The organism is Breznakia blatticola, assembly GCF_004365815.1.
Lineage (GTDB): Bacteria > Bacillota_I > Bacilli_A > Erysipelotrichales > Erysipelotrichaceae > Breznakia > Breznakia blatticola.
On record NZ_SODD01000050.1, the window covers coordinates 1 to 17020 of the forward strand.

Annotated in this window: 16 protein-coding genes; 12 read left to right on the plus strand and 4 right to left on the minus strand. The window is 33.6% G+C overall.

All coding sequences use genetic code 11. The features are described 5' to 3' along the window. The first annotated feature begins 124 nt into the window (after nucleotides 1–124). From EDD63_RS10160 to EDD63_RS11730, 6 genes are read left to right on the plus strand one after another with little or no spacing between them, the layout of a single operon-like run. Nucleotides 125–325, plus strand: coding sequence for a hypothetical protein (locus EDD63_RS10160; RefSeq protein WP_134171084.1), 201 nt, complete (start codon nucleotides 125–127; stop codon nucleotides 323–325). A 1-nt stretch (nucleotide 326) separates the two neighbouring features. After that, nucleotides 327–2126, plus strand: a complete 1800-nt coding sequence (gene dnaG, locus EDD63_RS10165; RefSeq protein WP_243833767.1) for a DNA primase — start codon at nucleotides 327–329, stop codon at nucleotides 2124–2126. A 12-nt stretch (nucleotides 2127–2138) separates the two neighbouring features. Next, on the plus strand, nucleotides 2139–2459 hold the full coding sequence (locus EDD63_RS10170; protein ID WP_134171086.1) for a hypothetical protein: 321 nt from the start codon (nucleotides 2139–2141) through the stop codon (nucleotides 2457–2459). Beyond that, nucleotides 2459–3262, plus strand: a complete 804-nt coding sequence (locus tag EDD63_RS10175) for a conjugal transfer protein TrbL family protein (protein WP_279586085.1) — start codon at nucleotides 2459–2461, stop codon at nucleotides 3260–3262. The genes EDD63_RS10170 and EDD63_RS10175 overlap by 1 nt, the downstream gene beginning before the upstream one ends. Before the next feature lie 13 nt (nucleotides 3263–3275). After that, nucleotides 3276–6017: a VirB4 family type IV secretion system protein gene (locus EDD63_RS10180; RefSeq protein ID WP_134171090.1), complete on the plus strand. Its 2742-nt coding sequence runs from the start codon at nucleotides 3276–3278 to the stop codon at nucleotides 6015–6017. Continuing rightward, nucleotides 6017–7450, plus strand: coding sequence for a M23 family metallopeptidase (locus EDD63_RS11730; protein WP_134171092.1), 1434 nt, complete (start codon nucleotides 6017–6019; stop codon nucleotides 7448–7450). Before EDD63_RS10180 ends, EDD63_RS11730 begins: the two co-directional genes overlap by 1 nt. Nucleotides 7451–7769: 319 nt before the next feature. Here the strand turns inward: EDD63_RS11730 and EDD63_RS10190 are convergent, their stop codons facing one another. Together EDD63_RS10190 and EDD63_RS11590 are read right to left on the minus strand one after the other, a co-directional pair. Next, entirely contained in the window at nucleotides 7770–8171 is a 402-nt protein-coding gene (locus EDD63_RS10190; RefSeq protein WP_134171094.1) for a hypothetical protein, read from the minus strand. Between the two features lie 36 nt (nucleotides 8172–8207). Continuing rightward, on the minus strand, nucleotides 8208–8522 hold the full coding sequence (locus tag EDD63_RS11590; protein WP_166667621.1) for a single-stranded DNA-binding protein: 315 nt from the start codon (nucleotides 8520–8522) through the stop codon (nucleotides 8208–8210). A gap of 210 nt (nucleotides 8523–8732) precedes the next feature. Between EDD63_RS11590 and EDD63_RS10200 the strand changes: the two genes are divergently transcribed. The 6 genes from EDD63_RS10200 to EDD63_RS10225 all read left to right on the plus strand — a co-directional run bounded on the left by EDD63_RS10200 (nucleotide 8733) and on the right by EDD63_RS10225 (nucleotide 15117). Then, a complete protein-coding gene (locus tag EDD63_RS10200; RefSeq protein ID WP_134171098.1) occupies nucleotides 8733–9179 on the plus strand; it encodes a hypothetical protein in 447 nt (148 codons plus the stop codon). Continuing rightward, nucleotides 9172–10842 carry a MobP3 family relaxase gene (gene mobP3, locus EDD63_RS10205; protein ID WP_134171100.1) on the plus strand — a complete coding sequence of 557 codons (1671 nt, stop codon included), beginning with the start codon at nucleotides 9172–9174 and terminating at the stop codon, nucleotides 10840–10842. Before EDD63_RS10200 ends, mobP3 begins: the two co-directional genes overlap by 8 nt. A 5-nt stretch (nucleotides 10843–10847) precedes the next feature. Beyond that, nucleotides 10848–12857 (plus strand): type IV secretory system conjugative DNA transfer family protein, encoded by a 2010-nt coding sequence (locus tag EDD63_RS10210; protein ID WP_134171102.1) that lies wholly within the window; start codon nucleotides 10848–10850, stop codon nucleotides 12855–12857. Between the two features lie 2 nt (nucleotides 12858–12859). Further along, nucleotides 12860–13669: a hypothetical protein gene (locus tag EDD63_RS10215; protein WP_134171104.1), complete on the plus strand. Its 810-nt coding sequence runs from the start codon at nucleotides 12860–12862 to the stop codon at nucleotides 13667–13669. Nucleotides 13670–14148: 479 nt separating this feature from the next. Further along, on the plus strand, nucleotides 14149–14778 hold the full coding sequence (locus EDD63_RS10220) for a hypothetical protein (protein ID WP_134171106.1): 630 nt from the start codon (nucleotides 14149–14151) through the stop codon (nucleotides 14776–14778). Between the two features lie 18 nt (nucleotides 14779–14796). Beyond that, complete coding sequence (locus tag EDD63_RS10225) at nucleotides 14797–15117, plus strand: hypothetical protein (RefSeq protein WP_134171108.1); 321 nt, start codon at nucleotides 14797–14799, stop codon at nucleotides 15115–15117. 117 nt (nucleotides 15118–15234) lie between these two features. Here EDD63_RS10225 and EDD63_RS10230 read toward each other — a convergent pair whose 3' ends face one another. Next, entirely contained in the window at nucleotides 15235–15423 is a 189-nt protein-coding gene (locus tag EDD63_RS10230; RefSeq protein WP_134171110.1) for a hypothetical protein, read from the minus strand. Nucleotides 15424–15672: 249 nt separating this feature from the next. Further along, nucleotides 15673–16677, minus strand: a complete 1005-nt coding sequence (locus tag EDD63_RS10235) for a tyrosine-type recombinase/integrase (RefSeq protein WP_134171112.1) — start codon at nucleotides 16675–16677, stop codon at nucleotides 15673–15675. Nucleotides 16678–17020: the final 343 nt, after the last annotated feature.

Here is a 17020-nt window from a genome sequence, read left to right on the forward strand (position 1 = left end):
ATTCGTAACAATCAAGATGAGAATTCATAATAATATAACAAAAACACTAACAAATATGATGACTATGACAGTTGCATTAAGAATGCCATTCTACAATCTTTGAAGAAACATGGAGTGTAAAAGTATGATAGTTGGAATATTGATGAAAATAAATGGAAATATTGGTTCTTTTCTTATTAAAAAGGAAAAGAAGGAAGTTGTTGTTGAATTGCCGGATAAACATGAACTAAGGTTAGGAGCAATATGTAAACTCTCTACACATGAAAATGGCAATTATGAATTAAAAGATTACACAGATTATTTGAGACGGAAAGGAACAGGATAAAATGATTCCACAAGATAAAGTACAAGAGATACTAAACAAGGCGGATATTGTTGATGTCATATCAAGCTACATTCCACTAACGCAAAAAGGAAAAAATTTCGTCTGTGTTTGTCCGTTTCACGATGATAGTCGTCCATCGATGTCGGTGTCACAAGATAAACAAATCTTCAAATGTTTTTCATGTGGTGCTGGCGGAAATGCAATAACATTTGTACAAAAGTATAACAACATCTCGTTTCAAGAGGCGTGCAAGATTGTTGCAGATAAAGTTGGAGTCAATTTTGAGATTAGAGGACCAAGACAACAAACATACAGTAAAGATGTTGTTGATCAACATGCATTGCTTAAAGATGTAAAAGAATACGCTGTAAATGAGTTAGCTGCTTCGACAAATGAAGATCTAAAATCGTATGTTGCTAGTAGGTTTGATACGGAAAGTGTAAAGAGTTTTTATATTGGATACGTAGGAGATTCACAAGCTTTATTACGCTTTCTGCAAGCAAAAGGACATAGTGAAGAAGCTATTGCACAGTCAAATGTATTTAACGTTGAAGGAAGGTCGTTTTTACAAGATAGGATTATTTTTCCACTTAATGATACAAAAGGGAATACAGTTGGCTTCTCTGCACGTACATATAAAGTTAATGACAATATTAAGTATATTAATTCAGCAGAGTCGGAAGTATTTAAAAAAGGCTCTATATTATTCAACTATGATAGAGCTTTTCAAGTCGCAAGACAGTCAAAAGAGGTCATTGTAGTAGAAGGGTATATGGATGCAATAAAGTTAGCGAAAGTTGGCCATGAAAATGTAGTTGCTTTGATGGGGACCGCAATGGCCAAAGACCAAGTGTATGCGCTTAAGCGAATGAATGTACCAGTAAATCTATGTCTTGATGGAGATGCTCCTGGAAAGGAAGCAGCATTAAAACATTATTGGACGCTAAAAGATGCAGGACTTGATGTGAAAATGACTGCATTGCCTCTTGGCATGGATCCTGATGAATTGATCAATAAGCAACCTGAAGTATTTGAGCAGGAACTTCAAAGAGCTTCGAATATTATTGATTTTAGATTAGCTGATGTTCCAACACTTGAAGACTTTGAAATTAAACACACATGGGCTATCAATTGCTTGAAAGATTTAAAAGGACTGGATAATCCACTAGCAGAAGATCATTATTTTGCACTTATAGGGGATAAAGTTGGCTTTTCCAAGGAAGCTCTTCAAAGGAGTTATGCACAGCTACAAGCTGTAGAAAAAGAAGCAACAGTGAAAGTTCAAAAACAACAATCTAAAAATCGCATTACCCGTTGGTCTCCAAAGCAAGTAAAAATCAACTTGGCAGTGAAAGATAAAATGAATTACCGCCAAGAGCTGCAAAAGAATTTTGACCGACTTAAGGGTGATGAAAAAGTTGTTGCATTTAATGCACGACAAATTTGTGATCGTAAAGATGTGATGTCACAGTATTTAGATCAAAAAGGTAAAGTGTTGGAGACAACAATAACATTAACTACAAATGATGATGTTACATGTCTTGCGCAAGGAATTGCGGAAACTGCAGCTATGCAAATTTCGAAGGAATTAAGTATTCCTAAAAGCAATTTAGAATATATTGCGTTTTTACATAAAGATACAAAGTTTCCACATATACATTTGCAGTGTTATCAAAAGGAAACATTTAAAGATAATTATGAGTTGTCTACAAAACTAGTTGAATCATTACAAAATGAGATCAGCAAAGAAATCACAAAAACAATAACGCAACCACAAGTGGTAGCGTCAGTGAAAATTTAGGAGGAAATACAAATGTTAAAAACTTTAAAATATAAAGCATTACTAGTTATGTTTTATGTAACACCAATTTTAGCAGATACTACATTAGATGATGCAATTAAGTCTGCAGGAACAAAGGGACAAGAAACTATTAAATTGATTGGAGCTACACTAGCAGGAGTTGTTAGTGTGCTAACTGGAGTAGCAGCACTTGCAATACTACTTAGTGCGCTATGGGATTCGTGGAAAAATAACGGTGCAGGTGAAGTTTTCCATAATCATGGTTCAAAATTCATTGTACTTGCAGTTGTAGCTGTATTTGCTGGGGTTATTACGGCGTCATACTTTAGCTAATGGGTTTAATACTACGTTGGCTACTAGGAAAAATGGTAGATCTAATTGCAGGATGCGTTGATCTAGCCATTGGGATGTCAACAAATGCATTCGATAATGCAATAGTTAAGGCTTTTTTAAACGCATTTCAAATTGTTGGACTTCCTTTAGTGGGAGTCTCGGCATTGGTGGTATGTATAAAAGCTATTATTCAGATTGCAGATGGAGATGGTGTTTCGTTTGCTGATATTATGAAACGCTTAGTAGTTGGTACGTTAATGTACTCGTACGGTGTGAAAATCTTTAAGTATTTATACTTATACATTTTAGAAATTACAAATGAAATGATAACGATTCTAGCTGGAGCAGATGTTACATCTTTCTCCACTGAAGACTTAACTGGAGGAGCAAATGGATTGTTCTCTCTTATTCTAATGATTGTTGCTGTGTTCTATATGTTAAAGACAATTATGAGTATTCTTGAGAGATTTTGGTTGCTTCTTATGACACTCTGTATGATGTATTTCTATATACCAGGTTACATTGCTGGAAATGATGAGTCATTAATACTATGGGGAAAACAAGCTATAGGTTTTGCGTTAACACAACTATTTCAAACCTCAGTACTTGTGTTGGGTATTACCTTCTTTGTGCAAGGTGGAGGATTTTCAAACTTTGGATTGGCAATTGGAGCCATAATTGCAGCAAGTAAAGCTGATATGATACTAGATAAATTTGGACAATCGTCTGGTGGAAAGTTATCAAATGTAGGACGTAATGCAATGTCTAGTGTATATTCAGCAAAAATGATTTTAAAGAAGTAAGGAACGAAAAAATATGAATCAAAAAAAAGATACTAAGTATTATTATTACCCAAAATATGTTCCACCAACAATGATGGTGAAAGGAATCTATTTCTATGAATGGATAATTGCAGTTGTAATTTTCTCCTTGTGTTTATGGATTCTTGGATATATAGGATTATTATTTGGACTAATATTTGGATCGACGGTATTGATACTTACTCATCGAAGCGATGGGAGAGAGAATTTTTTAGGACAATTAAGTTCTTCCGTAAAATATATTTTTAGTCAAAGAGTTTTGATTAAACGGCCAAGAGAGGATGTGGTTGAAATCGAAGAAACAAAGGTTGATATGAAATCAAAAAAAATAAGAAAAAAGGATAAGAAGAAAAAGCCATCAAAGAATAAACAAGAATTTATGCAAGATAGTTTTCCTTTTCGTTCAATAGAGGATGGATACATCCGTATGAATGATGGAAGAGTAATGATCTTCTTACGAGTGAATGGTAATAATCTAGATTTCTTGAGTTTTCGCGAAATAGAAGAAATGAACAAAAACTTATCTAAAGAGTTTGACAGAAATAAAATGAAGATCTCGTTTTTTATACAAGACTCTACATTTAATATCAAACAAAACATTAATTTTGTAAGATCAGTGGCAGAAAAAAGTAAAGTAGCGTTTCTACGCCGACTTGGAAATGAGACTGCTAGTTTCATGGATGTTCAAAAGAAGACAGCAACCAAGAAAGCAAACTTTCTTAGAGTTGTAGTTACACAAAAACAATTAGCTACATCAAGTGTAGATGACATAGTTGATAAGACGATTAAATTATTTAAAGATTCTTTAGGCTTAGAAAGAACAACACAGTTGGAATTAAAGCAAATGTTAGCAATTTATGCGCAACGATTATTTGCAGAGAAACTGCCTGACACAGAGTTAGAACTTGAAGAAAGATATGAAGAATTCTTATTGGTGAAGAAAAAGCGTGAGGAGAAAAAGATTCAGCTTCCAGGAGTTTATGAATTCAAGGATTTCATTACTCCAGTCACGACAAATTTTAAATCAGAAAAAGTGTACTTAGGTAGTAATGTCTTAAAAACATATGGAGTATCAAGTTTCTTAGCAAGTACCGAATACAATAACTTATTTGCTAAGATCTCTACATTAAAAGGAGTAACAACTTCAATCCATATGGACGAATTGTCTTTATCTAGATTTAGATCGAATGTTTCACTTGATGTAAGAGCAAAGGGGAATACTACAAATGATGTGGTTGATGCTATTGATGCAGAACTGGATAAAGAAAGTGTATTAGATTCTTATAAAAGAATTAGAACAAACAACCAAAAGATGTTTTACATTACTGTATACTTTCAACTTGTTGCTTCAAGTGATGATGAGTTTGATATACTTGAGGCACAATTTAAAGAAGAGTGTGACAATGTAGGAGTAACTGTAGATCCTTTACAAACAAAACAAAAAGATGCATGGATATCGGTGAATCCAGTAGGAAAGAACATGTTGGATAAGTATATCAAACAAAATATTCCTTCGGAATCAGTAGCGAATCTTTATCCATTTAATGATCCATCAGTGTTAGAAAAGAATGGGTTACCTCTTGGGAATATCACGGACCGTTCAGAAATCGTGTTGTTTAATCCTTTCACAAATAGGGGAGCAAATAACAATATTCTTATCTTAGGTTATTCAGGAGTTGGGAAAACTGTTCTGATGTGGTTACTTATGCAGAATGCAGCTCTATCTGCCTATTATATTAGAAACATAGATGTTGAGGGTATTTGTGTCGACTTCATTCAAAAAATGGGTGGTATTAACATTGACATGGCAGGTAACAATGAATATGCAATTAACCCTCTTCAGATACGTACACCAGATGAAGTGGAAAATGGAATTGTTGATGATTATATCTCAGAGGTGAAAAACTTCATGAGGATCTACAAACCGGATTGGACGAATAGAACGCTAGATATTTTTGAAGAGTTTTTGAATAAAACGTATCGTTCAAAAGATATATACAACTCTTCAGATTTAAAGTTGTTAAAACCAAGTGATTATCCAATCTTTAGCGACGTTGTAAAAATTGTATCAGAGGCGAAGTCTAATTGGACAGAAGAATCTATTGGTACAAAAGATGATTACGATGAAATTATTATCGGTTTACGTTCATGTACAGAAGGTGCAGATGCTAAGTTGTTTAATCGACACACGAATTTAGGTGGATATGATGTTGACGAACTGCAGTTAATAAACTTCGATATTTCTAAAATGCTAAACTCAGATCTAAACCGAAAGTTAGCACAATGGTCAAATGTCTTTACGTACATCTCTCAGTTTGTAAATGACAATATGAAGCGTTCGAAAGAAATTATGGTATTCATTGATGAACTACATACATTTTTGAAGAAACAGTATATGTCGGTTGTAGAAATACTTGAGACGTATGAGCGTCGTTTCCGCAAGTATAACGCGTCTTTTGTTAAAGCTACACAAACGGTAGAAGAACTTGATAACGATGATGACGACATGAAAGAGAAGGTAAAAACACTATTCTCTCAACCAGCAACAAAGTTTATGTTTCACTTAGGTGATATTAAGTATGAACAAGTCGCTTCAATGATGAAATTGAAATCAACAGAAGTAGAAAAGCTCCAAGAAAAACGACAAGGAAAATGTTTGATGCGTATCGGAAGTAGTACATATGATTTGTCTGTAATGATGCCAGAATGGTTTAAGGAAGTTAAGGCAGACGCATAATGGCATGGCAAGCAAAAGTAGCTGAAGCTGCAGGGAAAATTCTACTCGGAAAATCAATAGAAAAAGATGGAGCTATGGGACCGATCATAATGATTGCGACTGCAGCTCTAATCCCAGTGATATTTATAGTAGCGTTATTCTCTGGGGGGAATGGGACTGGTCAAGATATATACGAGAAGGCATTCAACAATATTGAGTGTAGTCAAGATTATTACTACTATCTTGAGGATATACGTTTTTTTGATTCATACACATATCCTGATGGAGTAGAGGCTACGGATGAAAAGAAAATAGAAGAACGTATGCAACAAGATTATTTTCAAATTACTACTCCTCCAGGTAATACATCAGCAAATACTTTTCCTGGACAAAATAATCAAGCACGGCCATTAAATGTATGTATCTTGCAAAGTGATGAAACAATTGTAAATACACTTATAATAAAGTATGGAGTAGATGAAAATCTTAAACAAGAAATTTTAGAGTCTGTGCAACAAATGAGAAATGGAAGAAACAACTTCATCTTACCCGTTGCAAATTCTCCTAAGGTTTTAGGTAAATACGGACAAGATAAGAAGCTGAAAGGAATTGAGTTAGAGGCACCTGAAGGAACGGAAGTGGTTGCTGTTCATGATGGAGTGATAGAAGATATCGTGACATCTAAAGATACCTACTATGGCGTGAATGAAAAAGGTGATGTTGTTGAAAAGACTAAAGGTCTAACAATTGTAATTAAGCATGACACAATTCTTGGTTTAAATAAATTTGGTGAATATGACACAAGAATAGTTTATTCTCATATTCCGAATTTACAGAATGTTAAATGGAATGTAGGAGACAAAATATCTCAAGGTGAAGTGATTGGAACAAATGCTAAAAAGACAGTATATTTTGAATTAAGAAAAAATGAAGATACAGCATTTGATCCAGCAACAATAATGTTCATTGAATCAAGTTTAGCAAGTAAAGGAGATCTAGGGTTACCACTGGAAAATCCATTTACGATAACTTCAGAGTATGGAAAACGTGAGTATGCAGGAATGTCATTCCACCATGGAATTGACTTATCAAAGAGTGAAGGTTCATCAATTTACTCGGTAAGTGAGGGGGAAGTGATTGAAGCAAATAACACATGTGACCCATTGAAAGGAGAGACTCTTTGTCCTTCTGGTGGATATGTACCATGGGGTGGAAATTATGTACTTATAAAATCAACAATAGACAACCAGGACTATTACATAGCATATTGTCACATGAGTAGGTCACTCTTAAAAATAGGTGATAAAGTTCATAAAGGACAGATCGTTGGTTACCAGGGCAACAGTGGAAATTCCTATGGTTCACATCTCCATTTGGAAGTGAGGAAAGAGCCAGGTAAACAGGAAAACAGTACGGTTAATCCGAGAGAGATTATCAACTTTGGAGAACAGTAAGCTGTTGTTTCAATGCGAGGGTGACAGTCACTGTCACCCTATCTACGAAATATCAAAGGTTGCCAAAATAATACGTAAAATAAGAGGAATATGAAGAAAATGTATAGATAGTTGCTATTTTATCGATTGATGTACAACAAAAGTTGCCAAAAATGGCAACTCGAAAAATCAATGTTTATCATGGTTTTTAGTAGCCGGCTCTGCCGGATGCTGTTAAATGGCAACTTAGAGTTGCCATCCTTTATCCTGCATAACCACCAAATATGGTGGTTGGGGTAAAAATTGGGGGGGTGACAGTCACTGTCACCCTTACCAATTTTTACTCGGTGTCGGCTTCAGGAATTGCTCCTGTGGGCGAGTTCAGTTCTTTATACTGAATTAATAGGCTAGCCATTTCCGGGTCTTTACCTGCATATTTTTCAAGCGTATCAAGCATCTTAATGTCTGCAATTTTTTCTTGCATTTTATCATTAAGGACACGCTTGCGAATAGATGCGTCTTGGCGTTCGCGAAACGATTTCATATCAACCACATCAATGATTTCAAGCGGTTGGTGATACTTAGTGATTGCTTCGTATTGGTTGATTAGTTTTACAACTTGAACGCATACAGGCTCATTATCGTAGTTAGGGATAACAACCCAATCTTTCTCTTTTACGGATTTGTCAGTTAAGTAACAGTCAATTCCTTCATAACGGTTTTCTACTAAAATATAGTTCATGATTTTTCTCTCCGTGTGCTATGGTTGGCACTAATTTTAAACTTCTAAGTATTGAACTCTTTCGGCAACGAATTCATAGTTTGTGTAAGTCTTGTTTTCTTCACTCGTGTAGAAACTTGTAATCACGCGACCCCTAATTGCCAGTAAGGTGTCTTTATCGCAAGTATCAATTACTTCTTCTGCAATGCCACGCCAAAGAGTGATTTGGAATATGTCACGTTCATAAACGCCGTCAGCATTTTTAAAATTGCGTTTTACGGCAAGTGATAAAAATGTGTACTTAATATTTACGCTTGTGAGTTGCAGGATTGGTTTTTCTACTATGCGACCTACTAATATAAATTGATTCACATGTCTGCTCCTTTCTCGGATGTATCTTCCATCCGCACCCGATGAGTAACATCTGCGTAAGCAATCTTTGCAAGGGCGACGAAGGAGTGCATTTACCCTTGCGAAGTTGCTGCAGGTGTTATCTTGTCGGTGGGGATGGAAAGAAATTATAAAAAAGAAAATATTGGAAACGAAAAATGATTTGATAAGAATTATTAGAAAAGAGGTTATATGAAAAAAGAAACATGTTTTGTTCGCGATCTAGACAAACAATTGTTAGATGAAGCAACAGAGATTGTTAGAAAAAAAGGAATAACAATCAAAACAGCAAAAGGAAACTTGGAATATATTTTGAAAGACTATGTCCGTTTACAACAAATGGGCATCTTAGAAAATCCATATTTCTTGAAACAAGTAGAAAATATAATTGACAATAGATGTAATCGAATGGAGCGAACACTTGGTGGTAGATTATATACACTAACTGGAGAGCTTGCAATTCAGACAGGAATTACAAACCGACTTGTTGCTGATTCAGTAGCTACCTTCTCAGAAGATGCTCCAGAAGAACGTATTAACAACTATCGAGTATTAGCTGTAGATGATCTAAGAAATAAAAAGAAACCAAGTACCTATATAGAACTTATAAAAGACGAGACTGAGGACTACGATGGCTAGGCTGATTATGTATTCTGACTTTCTTTCGAACAAAGAAAAACCGCAGATATTAAATTCCCTGGAATATATCGCTAAACGTGAAGGAGTAGAAATTAATGGAAAGCAGAAGTTAATTGAACAGAAATATGATTTAAAAGGATTAGTAACAAAAAAACAAGAAGAGCTAATTACTGAAGTTGTAACTAAATATCCTGATACCAAAGAGTTGTTAGAATATCAAGAATACACAAATCAATCAACAAAACAAAACGCTAGTAACTTTATAACAATGGCAACACAAAGACTGGAAGAACTTGCATTCACTAATGCAGATTACATGAAATACATTTCAGAACGCCCAGGAGTAGAAATTAACGAAAATGATACACATGGATTGTTCAATAAGGATGGAGTTGCTGATCTAAGTCATGTGAAAAGTACATTTGCTGATCATCAAGGAGTAGTTTGGCGTGATGTTATTTCTTTACGAAGAGAAGATGCAATAGAGGTGGGTCTTGACTCTCGCGAAGCATGGCAAAAAATGCTTTCTTCACATATGAACAAAAAAGCAGAATTGTTAGGTATTCCACAGGATGAATTTCATTGGTGTGCAGCGTTTCATGATGAAAGTTTTCATCCGCACGTGCATGTAATGTCATGGTCGGATAATTTAGCAGCAGGTTATCAGGATGTACATGCAATAGAAAAGTTTAAATCAGTGCTTGCGAACGATATTTTTGAGAATGAAATGTGGTTAGCTAAAGAACTGAAAAATGAAGTTCGTATAGATCTAGAAACTGAGTACAAGAATAAATTAGATGAAATTGTAAAGGATGCAAGCATTGCGTTTGTTGGAAAAAGTGAAGATGAAAATATTAATCCGATAGTAATGAATGTAGAAAACAAACTTGTTGATTTGTCTTCAGTCCTGAAAGAGAAAGGTTCTCGTGTCTATGGTTATCAAACTGCAGAGGCAAAAGATAAAACTGATGATCTTGTTTCATATTTGCTACATCAAGAAGAACTTAGACCACTACTTAAAGAATATGTTGAATCGAATCAAAGGCTTGTTGAATTTTACAAAAAGGATACATCTCAGTTTGCAGAAGAATTCTTAAATAAAATGATCCATCCAGAAAAAGGCGATCGTAAAGTCCTACATAATGCAGTTGTAGCTGCAGCATATGAAATAAAAGATGCGAATTATTCGAAGCAAATTGTTTATGGTGAACAATTGCATTCTTTAAATCAAAAGTTGTCTGAATATACAGTTCCTCATGATGTGAAAGACAAAGAAAAATTAGCACTTGCTATCAGCAAGGTTGGATTCCTTCAGGAGAAGAACTTGCATGAGATTGTTGAAGATTTAAAACCTCTTATTGATGATGAAGAAAAGGCTATGGAAATTATGCTTGATGCAAAGGACAATAGCTTATTAACGAAAACTGAAACACGTATGATCAATAACGCTTATGATGAGCGTATTGATGAAAAAGTAGATTTTGAAAATTATGAAAAAACAAATGAATCAATCAAACAAAATGTAGCTGAAAGTTTAATCATGAGATTTATGACATTTTTATCTAATGACACGAATGAACATAATCATGAGTTGAAACGTATACAGTCAATTAAAGCGGAAGATCGTATGTTGATACGACATGCTCAAAAGCAAAGGAGATAAAACAAATGATATTAGGAGCAGTAAACTCATTTGAAGAACTATTAACAAATCTTGGTCCAGTAAAAGTAGTGTTTTATGCTTTTCTATTGTTGTTTGCAATAATAGGAACAATTTACTTGAACAAGCGTAATCGACTTGATCAGTTGAAATCAAAAAAAGTTGGGGACGGCCAACATGGAACAGATAAGTTTTTAAACCTAAAAGAAATGGAAAAACTATACAAAACGATTAAAATTCCAAACGAGATGACAGATATGTCATCAGAATGGTTGCCAGGTAGAATATTGCATTTTAATCCACAAACAAGGGAAGCTATTATTGATACCTCTTATACACATGCTGCAGTTGAGGCTCCAACAGAGACTGGGAAGACTACTACTTATGTTGTTCCAAATGCTCAATACAATTTGATGGCTGGAACATCAATGGTGATTCCTTGTATTAAACCAGAGCTTATTGATTTATTGGCACAAGATGCAAAGGAGTTGGGGTATGAAGTAGGGATTATTGATTTTAACAAGCCTGCAAAATCGATAGGTTTCGATTTCTTTGCCGATATAAATGAATACATAGATAAATACAAAGAAGATCCAACAGATTTGATGGCCAAAGCTGAAGCAGAGTCTCTTGCTGGTCAACTTGCAAAAGATATAGTTACTTCACGCGATCGATCTAATAGCGAAAACTCTTTCTTCCTAGGTTCATCAGAAGGACTTGTGCATGCTACAGTCTTACTTACGTCACTGTATGGTACTGCAAGTCAAAAACACTTAAGTAGTGTACGTTCACTTGTTCAAAACATAATGATGATGTCTCCTGAAGAAAATGAGGGAAGAGGCAATACATTTACAAGTAAAATCCAAAGATTAATTGGACATATGCCTGAAGATTTCGGGCCGAGAAAGCATGTTGGTGCAGCTTTTGCATCGAATCAAGAGACTGAAGCCAATATTTACTCTTCAGTTCTAAATGACCTAAAGCCAATCAATAACTCACAAGCTGAACAAATTGTATCTGTGCCAGGTAAAAAAGACTGTTTTCAATTTATGGATCTAATTAATAAAAAATACGTATTATTTATTCACATGCCGGAGACTAAACCGGAGTTTTATATATTTGCAAAACTGATAATAAAAAAAATATGTATGCAATTATCTAATTATGCAAATACAGAATGTAAGGGTGTTCTTCCTAAACCAGTGAAAATTATTTGGGATGAATTTGGTTTGTCGCCAAAGATTGATAAATTTGATGAAGAAATGGCAATTGATAGAGGTAAGCATATTTTGTTTGATTTAATTTACCAGGACACATCACAATTAGTGAAAATATATGGTGAAGAAGACAAAGATGTCATTTTGCATCAGTGCGCATCAGAGATTATCCTTGGTATTTCTCCAACAAATGTAGATCGTGCTGAAGAACTATCAAAAGCAATAGGTAAAAATACAATACTATCTGGTTCTGTTACGCGTAGTCATAATACTGGACGTGGAGGGACAGGTGATTCGATTACACACCAAATGATGGAACGTGAGCTTATGACTGTTGGTGAAATTCTTCGCATGGAAAAGAAAAATCAACGGTTAGTATTTAGACGTGGTGAATATCCATTTCTTGCAAATTTTCCTTCTTACTATAAAGAAGAATGGGGTTTAACGCCTAAGCCATATATGGAAGAAAATTCCGATCCACAATACTATGGAGTAGATTACCTGTCATTTGATCATGTTATTGAAGTTTTGGATGAAAATAAAGATATGACAGTTACTACTCATACTGGAGTTATCACCAATTTCTCTCCAGCCACAAAAAGCACTGGAGATGATGCGTTGGCAGAGTTAGCAATGAAATTATACGAGCTATCAAATAATGATGAACATGTAAAACAGCTGTGTTTAGAAAAACAGTGGCCAAAGATTATGAATGCAATGAAACCATACTACAACAAAATTACTAAAATGGAATTACAGGCATTAATGATTGGCTATCAAGAAAGAATTGAAAGGAGCTAAAGATGTACCATTATATTAGACAAAGACTGCTAGAAGTCTTGAGAATTGCGTATAAAGATAATTTCGATACATACAGCAAGTTTCTAGTAAAGCTTTCTTTTAAAGAAAGTAAAAAAACGAGTAAATATATATTTGAGAAAAAAACGATATTGATCAACAATCTATCTTATAAACCTGCAGATATTTTCATTGCTGCTTTGTTATCTCTTACGGAACACATTGACATAGTTAATAGAAGCGAGTCTCATCTTGATCGTGATTATTTCCTGGTGTTTAGAAAACTAATTAATGTTGCTATAGGAAGAAATATCATAACATTAGAAGATCTAACAAAGTATTCTGATGAAAAAATGCGTAGTAAACTTCAAGCAGAATTTTCTACATTTAAGAATTGGGATATCAAAGCTCATGATTTTATCCCAGAGTATACGTATGTATATGTCTTTGAGAGTTTTATGATCAAGAATGTTTTGAAAACAAATGGTTATCAATATGATAAAGACCAAGGTTTATGGATTAAAAGATTAATAAACTCACAAGCACAAGAAGAACAACCATTCATTGAGATGTATAAAAACCAAGCTGTTTTTAAAGTGGTTAATGATAACTCATTTTTTATTCGTCCAGTGTACTTGTTAAAAATCAAAACTTATGCAAAAGAAGAAGCACCTTTATTAAATGCGTTAGAATATGGTTACAATCCAAAAACAAATATATGGGTTAAATTGATCGAAACTTCTAATATTGCTCAAGAGATGAATAATATCGAAAAAATTCCAAAACAAAAAGTATTTATCACTGAGAATAAGTAAACAATTAATGTTGAGTAAACATTAGAAATAAGATGCAGGTAAAAACGGAGTAATGGTGAAATTTCATATAGAGTTTAAGAAACTGGGTGATAAGCAACGAGATACTAGTGATAATGAATGCTAAAACTAAGTGGCGAGGTGTCATTATTTTGTGCGTTATCAAATATTTACTAGTATCATATGATTATAATGAATGTTAACAAGTACAGGTGCAATCTAGTTTCTGTATAATGACTTGTGTATTCAAATAGATGTGGAATGTAGAAGATTGTTTCTTTGTTTGTTTTAAATTAATACATAGAATTAAACGAAAAACATAAAAACAGTCAAAATCATTGAATGATTTTATGGGTTGATAAAAAAAGCAAAAATTCTTCGAAAATCAAAGTATTTTTATGAAAGCGCTTGCATGTAAAATATAGAAATGCTATATTATGATTATAAATAGCTATTTATACAATATTGAAGGGAAGAGGAAAATGAAAAATAGAAAAACAATAATCGCAATACTTTGTGTGATTTCTCTAGGTTTTGTCATGATTCCTAATAATGTAAAAGCGCATGAGAAGTTAGCTGTTCCAGTAGTGACTGAAGAAACGCAACGCGTTTATGTAGACAGTGATATGAGTGACGAAGAATTGCTAAAAGAAATGGAAAGAATTGAAAATGAAAAAGTTCAAGCCCAAGCAGCAAAAACTAGAAGCAGTACAGGGTATACAGTAAAACTTGAATTTTATAGAAATGAATATAGGAAAACAGGAATAAAAGTTTGTGGAAATCAACCGGATGGTGGTACAAATTTCGGTGACACAGGTGGTGCATTTGGTTATCAGGATGGTTCTGCACATGGTGCTGTTTCAATGTCATTTGGTTTGTCTGGATATATGACAAGCGCAAGTGTTGGTGTAGGAACTAAACAAGCAGCTGGAGTAAATGGTATTTACGTTAACGCCCCACCAAACAAAGCAGTAAAACTGTACGTAAACAAAACTGTTAGAGCGGTCACATATAAGAGATATAAAGTTTACAATATTAATGGTGTTAAAGAACCGTACGGATATACGACTTCTTGGCCGAGTACTTATTATCTTGATTTCTCTGTAAGATAAAGGTTGGAGGTTTCTCTTGTGAGTAATAGATCAAAAGCTATAGGACTAGGATTGTTTGTATTAATATTAATTATATTTACTTGCTTCATTTTTGTGAAACCAAATACTAATCGAAATATTACAAAAATCGACAATACTGTTCGGTGGGAGTATAAAGAAAGTGAAACAATTGAGTTGAAAAATACTGATCTGCTTTATGATGATAGTAATATGTTAATTAAACCAAGTTCAAGTGATGATCAAAGCTCATATTATAATTTAGTAAAAGGCGAGTACAAGTTAAAAACAAGAGTAATACTAAATGATGAACCGGTTGAAATCAAAATTATTGTTTATTAAGGTGCTTTAAAAAAATAAGGGGTTTTACTAAAACCTATAAATAATCCGTGGGGCGCATTTACCCCACGGATATTTTATAGCTTAATTTATAAGTATTGCTACGTCACTTTAATTATTTCAATTATTCTGACTTTTTCTTTTTGGATAATCTTTCACATACATAGTGGGGTGATCATATTTTGGATAGTAATGAATTTTCTTCTTTAGTGTTAATTCAAAATCATAATCATTAATACTGTGCATATCTGCAATTTGATTGTATAGGTTCTCATTAAATGCTAAAGCTTTCATAATAAATTTTTTCATTTTATTTATTTCATCCTATAATTAAAATGAAGTAACTGTGACTAGTATAATCATAATGAAAAAAATGATGTACTCATACTCCATGATTTATTTAAAGCTAGATTGACTTCACGATTTTTTTATACCTTTATTAATAATACTTTTATTTATGAGGAACCAAAAAAAGTGTCCTTTTTTTTGGTAGTTGTTTGACTTGCGTATAAATAGCAGATGATATAGAAACGATAAAAATTAGAACTAGTAATATTACTAAAAATATCTTTTTGTTAGAGAATTGAGTAAATTTGATACTTCCAAAGAACTCTCTGGAAGCAAATGTGCATATGTTTTCATCACTTCATCAATCGAATCGCCTATACGCATTGCAATAGCTATTACGGGTATTTTGTTATTGATAAGTAAAGACACATGTGAATGTCTTAAATCGTGAAGACGAATATGTGAAAGCCCTGCAGATTCTTCATAGCGTATTTTTGCCTTTCTTAAAGTTTCAAAAGCCATAGGCCTTGTCTGTCTTCCAAAAATAAAGTTATCCTTTCTATATTTATCAGATTGAATAGCAATTGTGTGAAGTGCGGTAAGTATCTTTTTGGTACTATCGTCTATTTCTATAAGGCGATACGAATTAAGGTTTTTAGGTCCTTTAACTTTTTGCTTTCCATGAACGTTCGCAACGGATTCATCTATCTCAATGTAGTTATCTCTAAAATCATTCCATTTTAGAGCAAGTAATTCACCTCTTCGAAGACCGGCAAAATAAAATAACATAAAAATTGCTTTGTGTTCTAGATCAGTAATTTGGGAGAAAAACTTATAAAATTCTACTTCTGACCATATTTTCATTTCTTCTTTCTTTGTTGTTCTGCGTGGCATTCCTACACGAGAAACAGGATTCCACTTAGTATCGTAAATTTTGTTGATCCAATTAAAAAATTTATTAAATACTTTATATCGATTAACAAGTGTAGTGTAGAAGCAATTGTTTTTCATCTCTAATTGCCACTGTATAATATGATCAGGTTTTATATCGTATAATCTCCATGTGCCAAAGAAGGGTTTAATGTGAAGACGATAAATTGAGTCGTCATTTTCACATGTAGTAATTTCTTTGTTAAGGAGCGAGTGCTCCATATATTTCTCCCAATAAAAATCTAATACTTTATTTAATTCCTTGTTGATGTGAGTTTTTTGAAGTAAACCAGGGTTTTCTTCAATTAGTTCTATCATCATTTCCTTTAGTAATTCTTTATGCATCCCTTTATCACCTCAAAAGTTAATTATTGCATTAAGTTGCAAAATTTCGTATTATAATATTAGGTGAAATTTAGAATAACTGCCTTTATTCTAAGTTTTATAAAATGTTTTTACAAATAAGATTTTTTTATTGACTTTATGTTCTTTTGAGAATATAATATAGATATAAATAGAAAGCCAGGGTGCTCAAGTCCCCCCCGGCCCGACCATTTTTAATGCTTCGGCATATAGGTTAATCTATTTATATAGGCACACCGCAGAAACTTGGGGTGAGCAGAAAAAACACAAGTAAATAAGTTGGGGTGAAAAGTACCCCAAACTTCTTAAGAGGACTAACCCATAT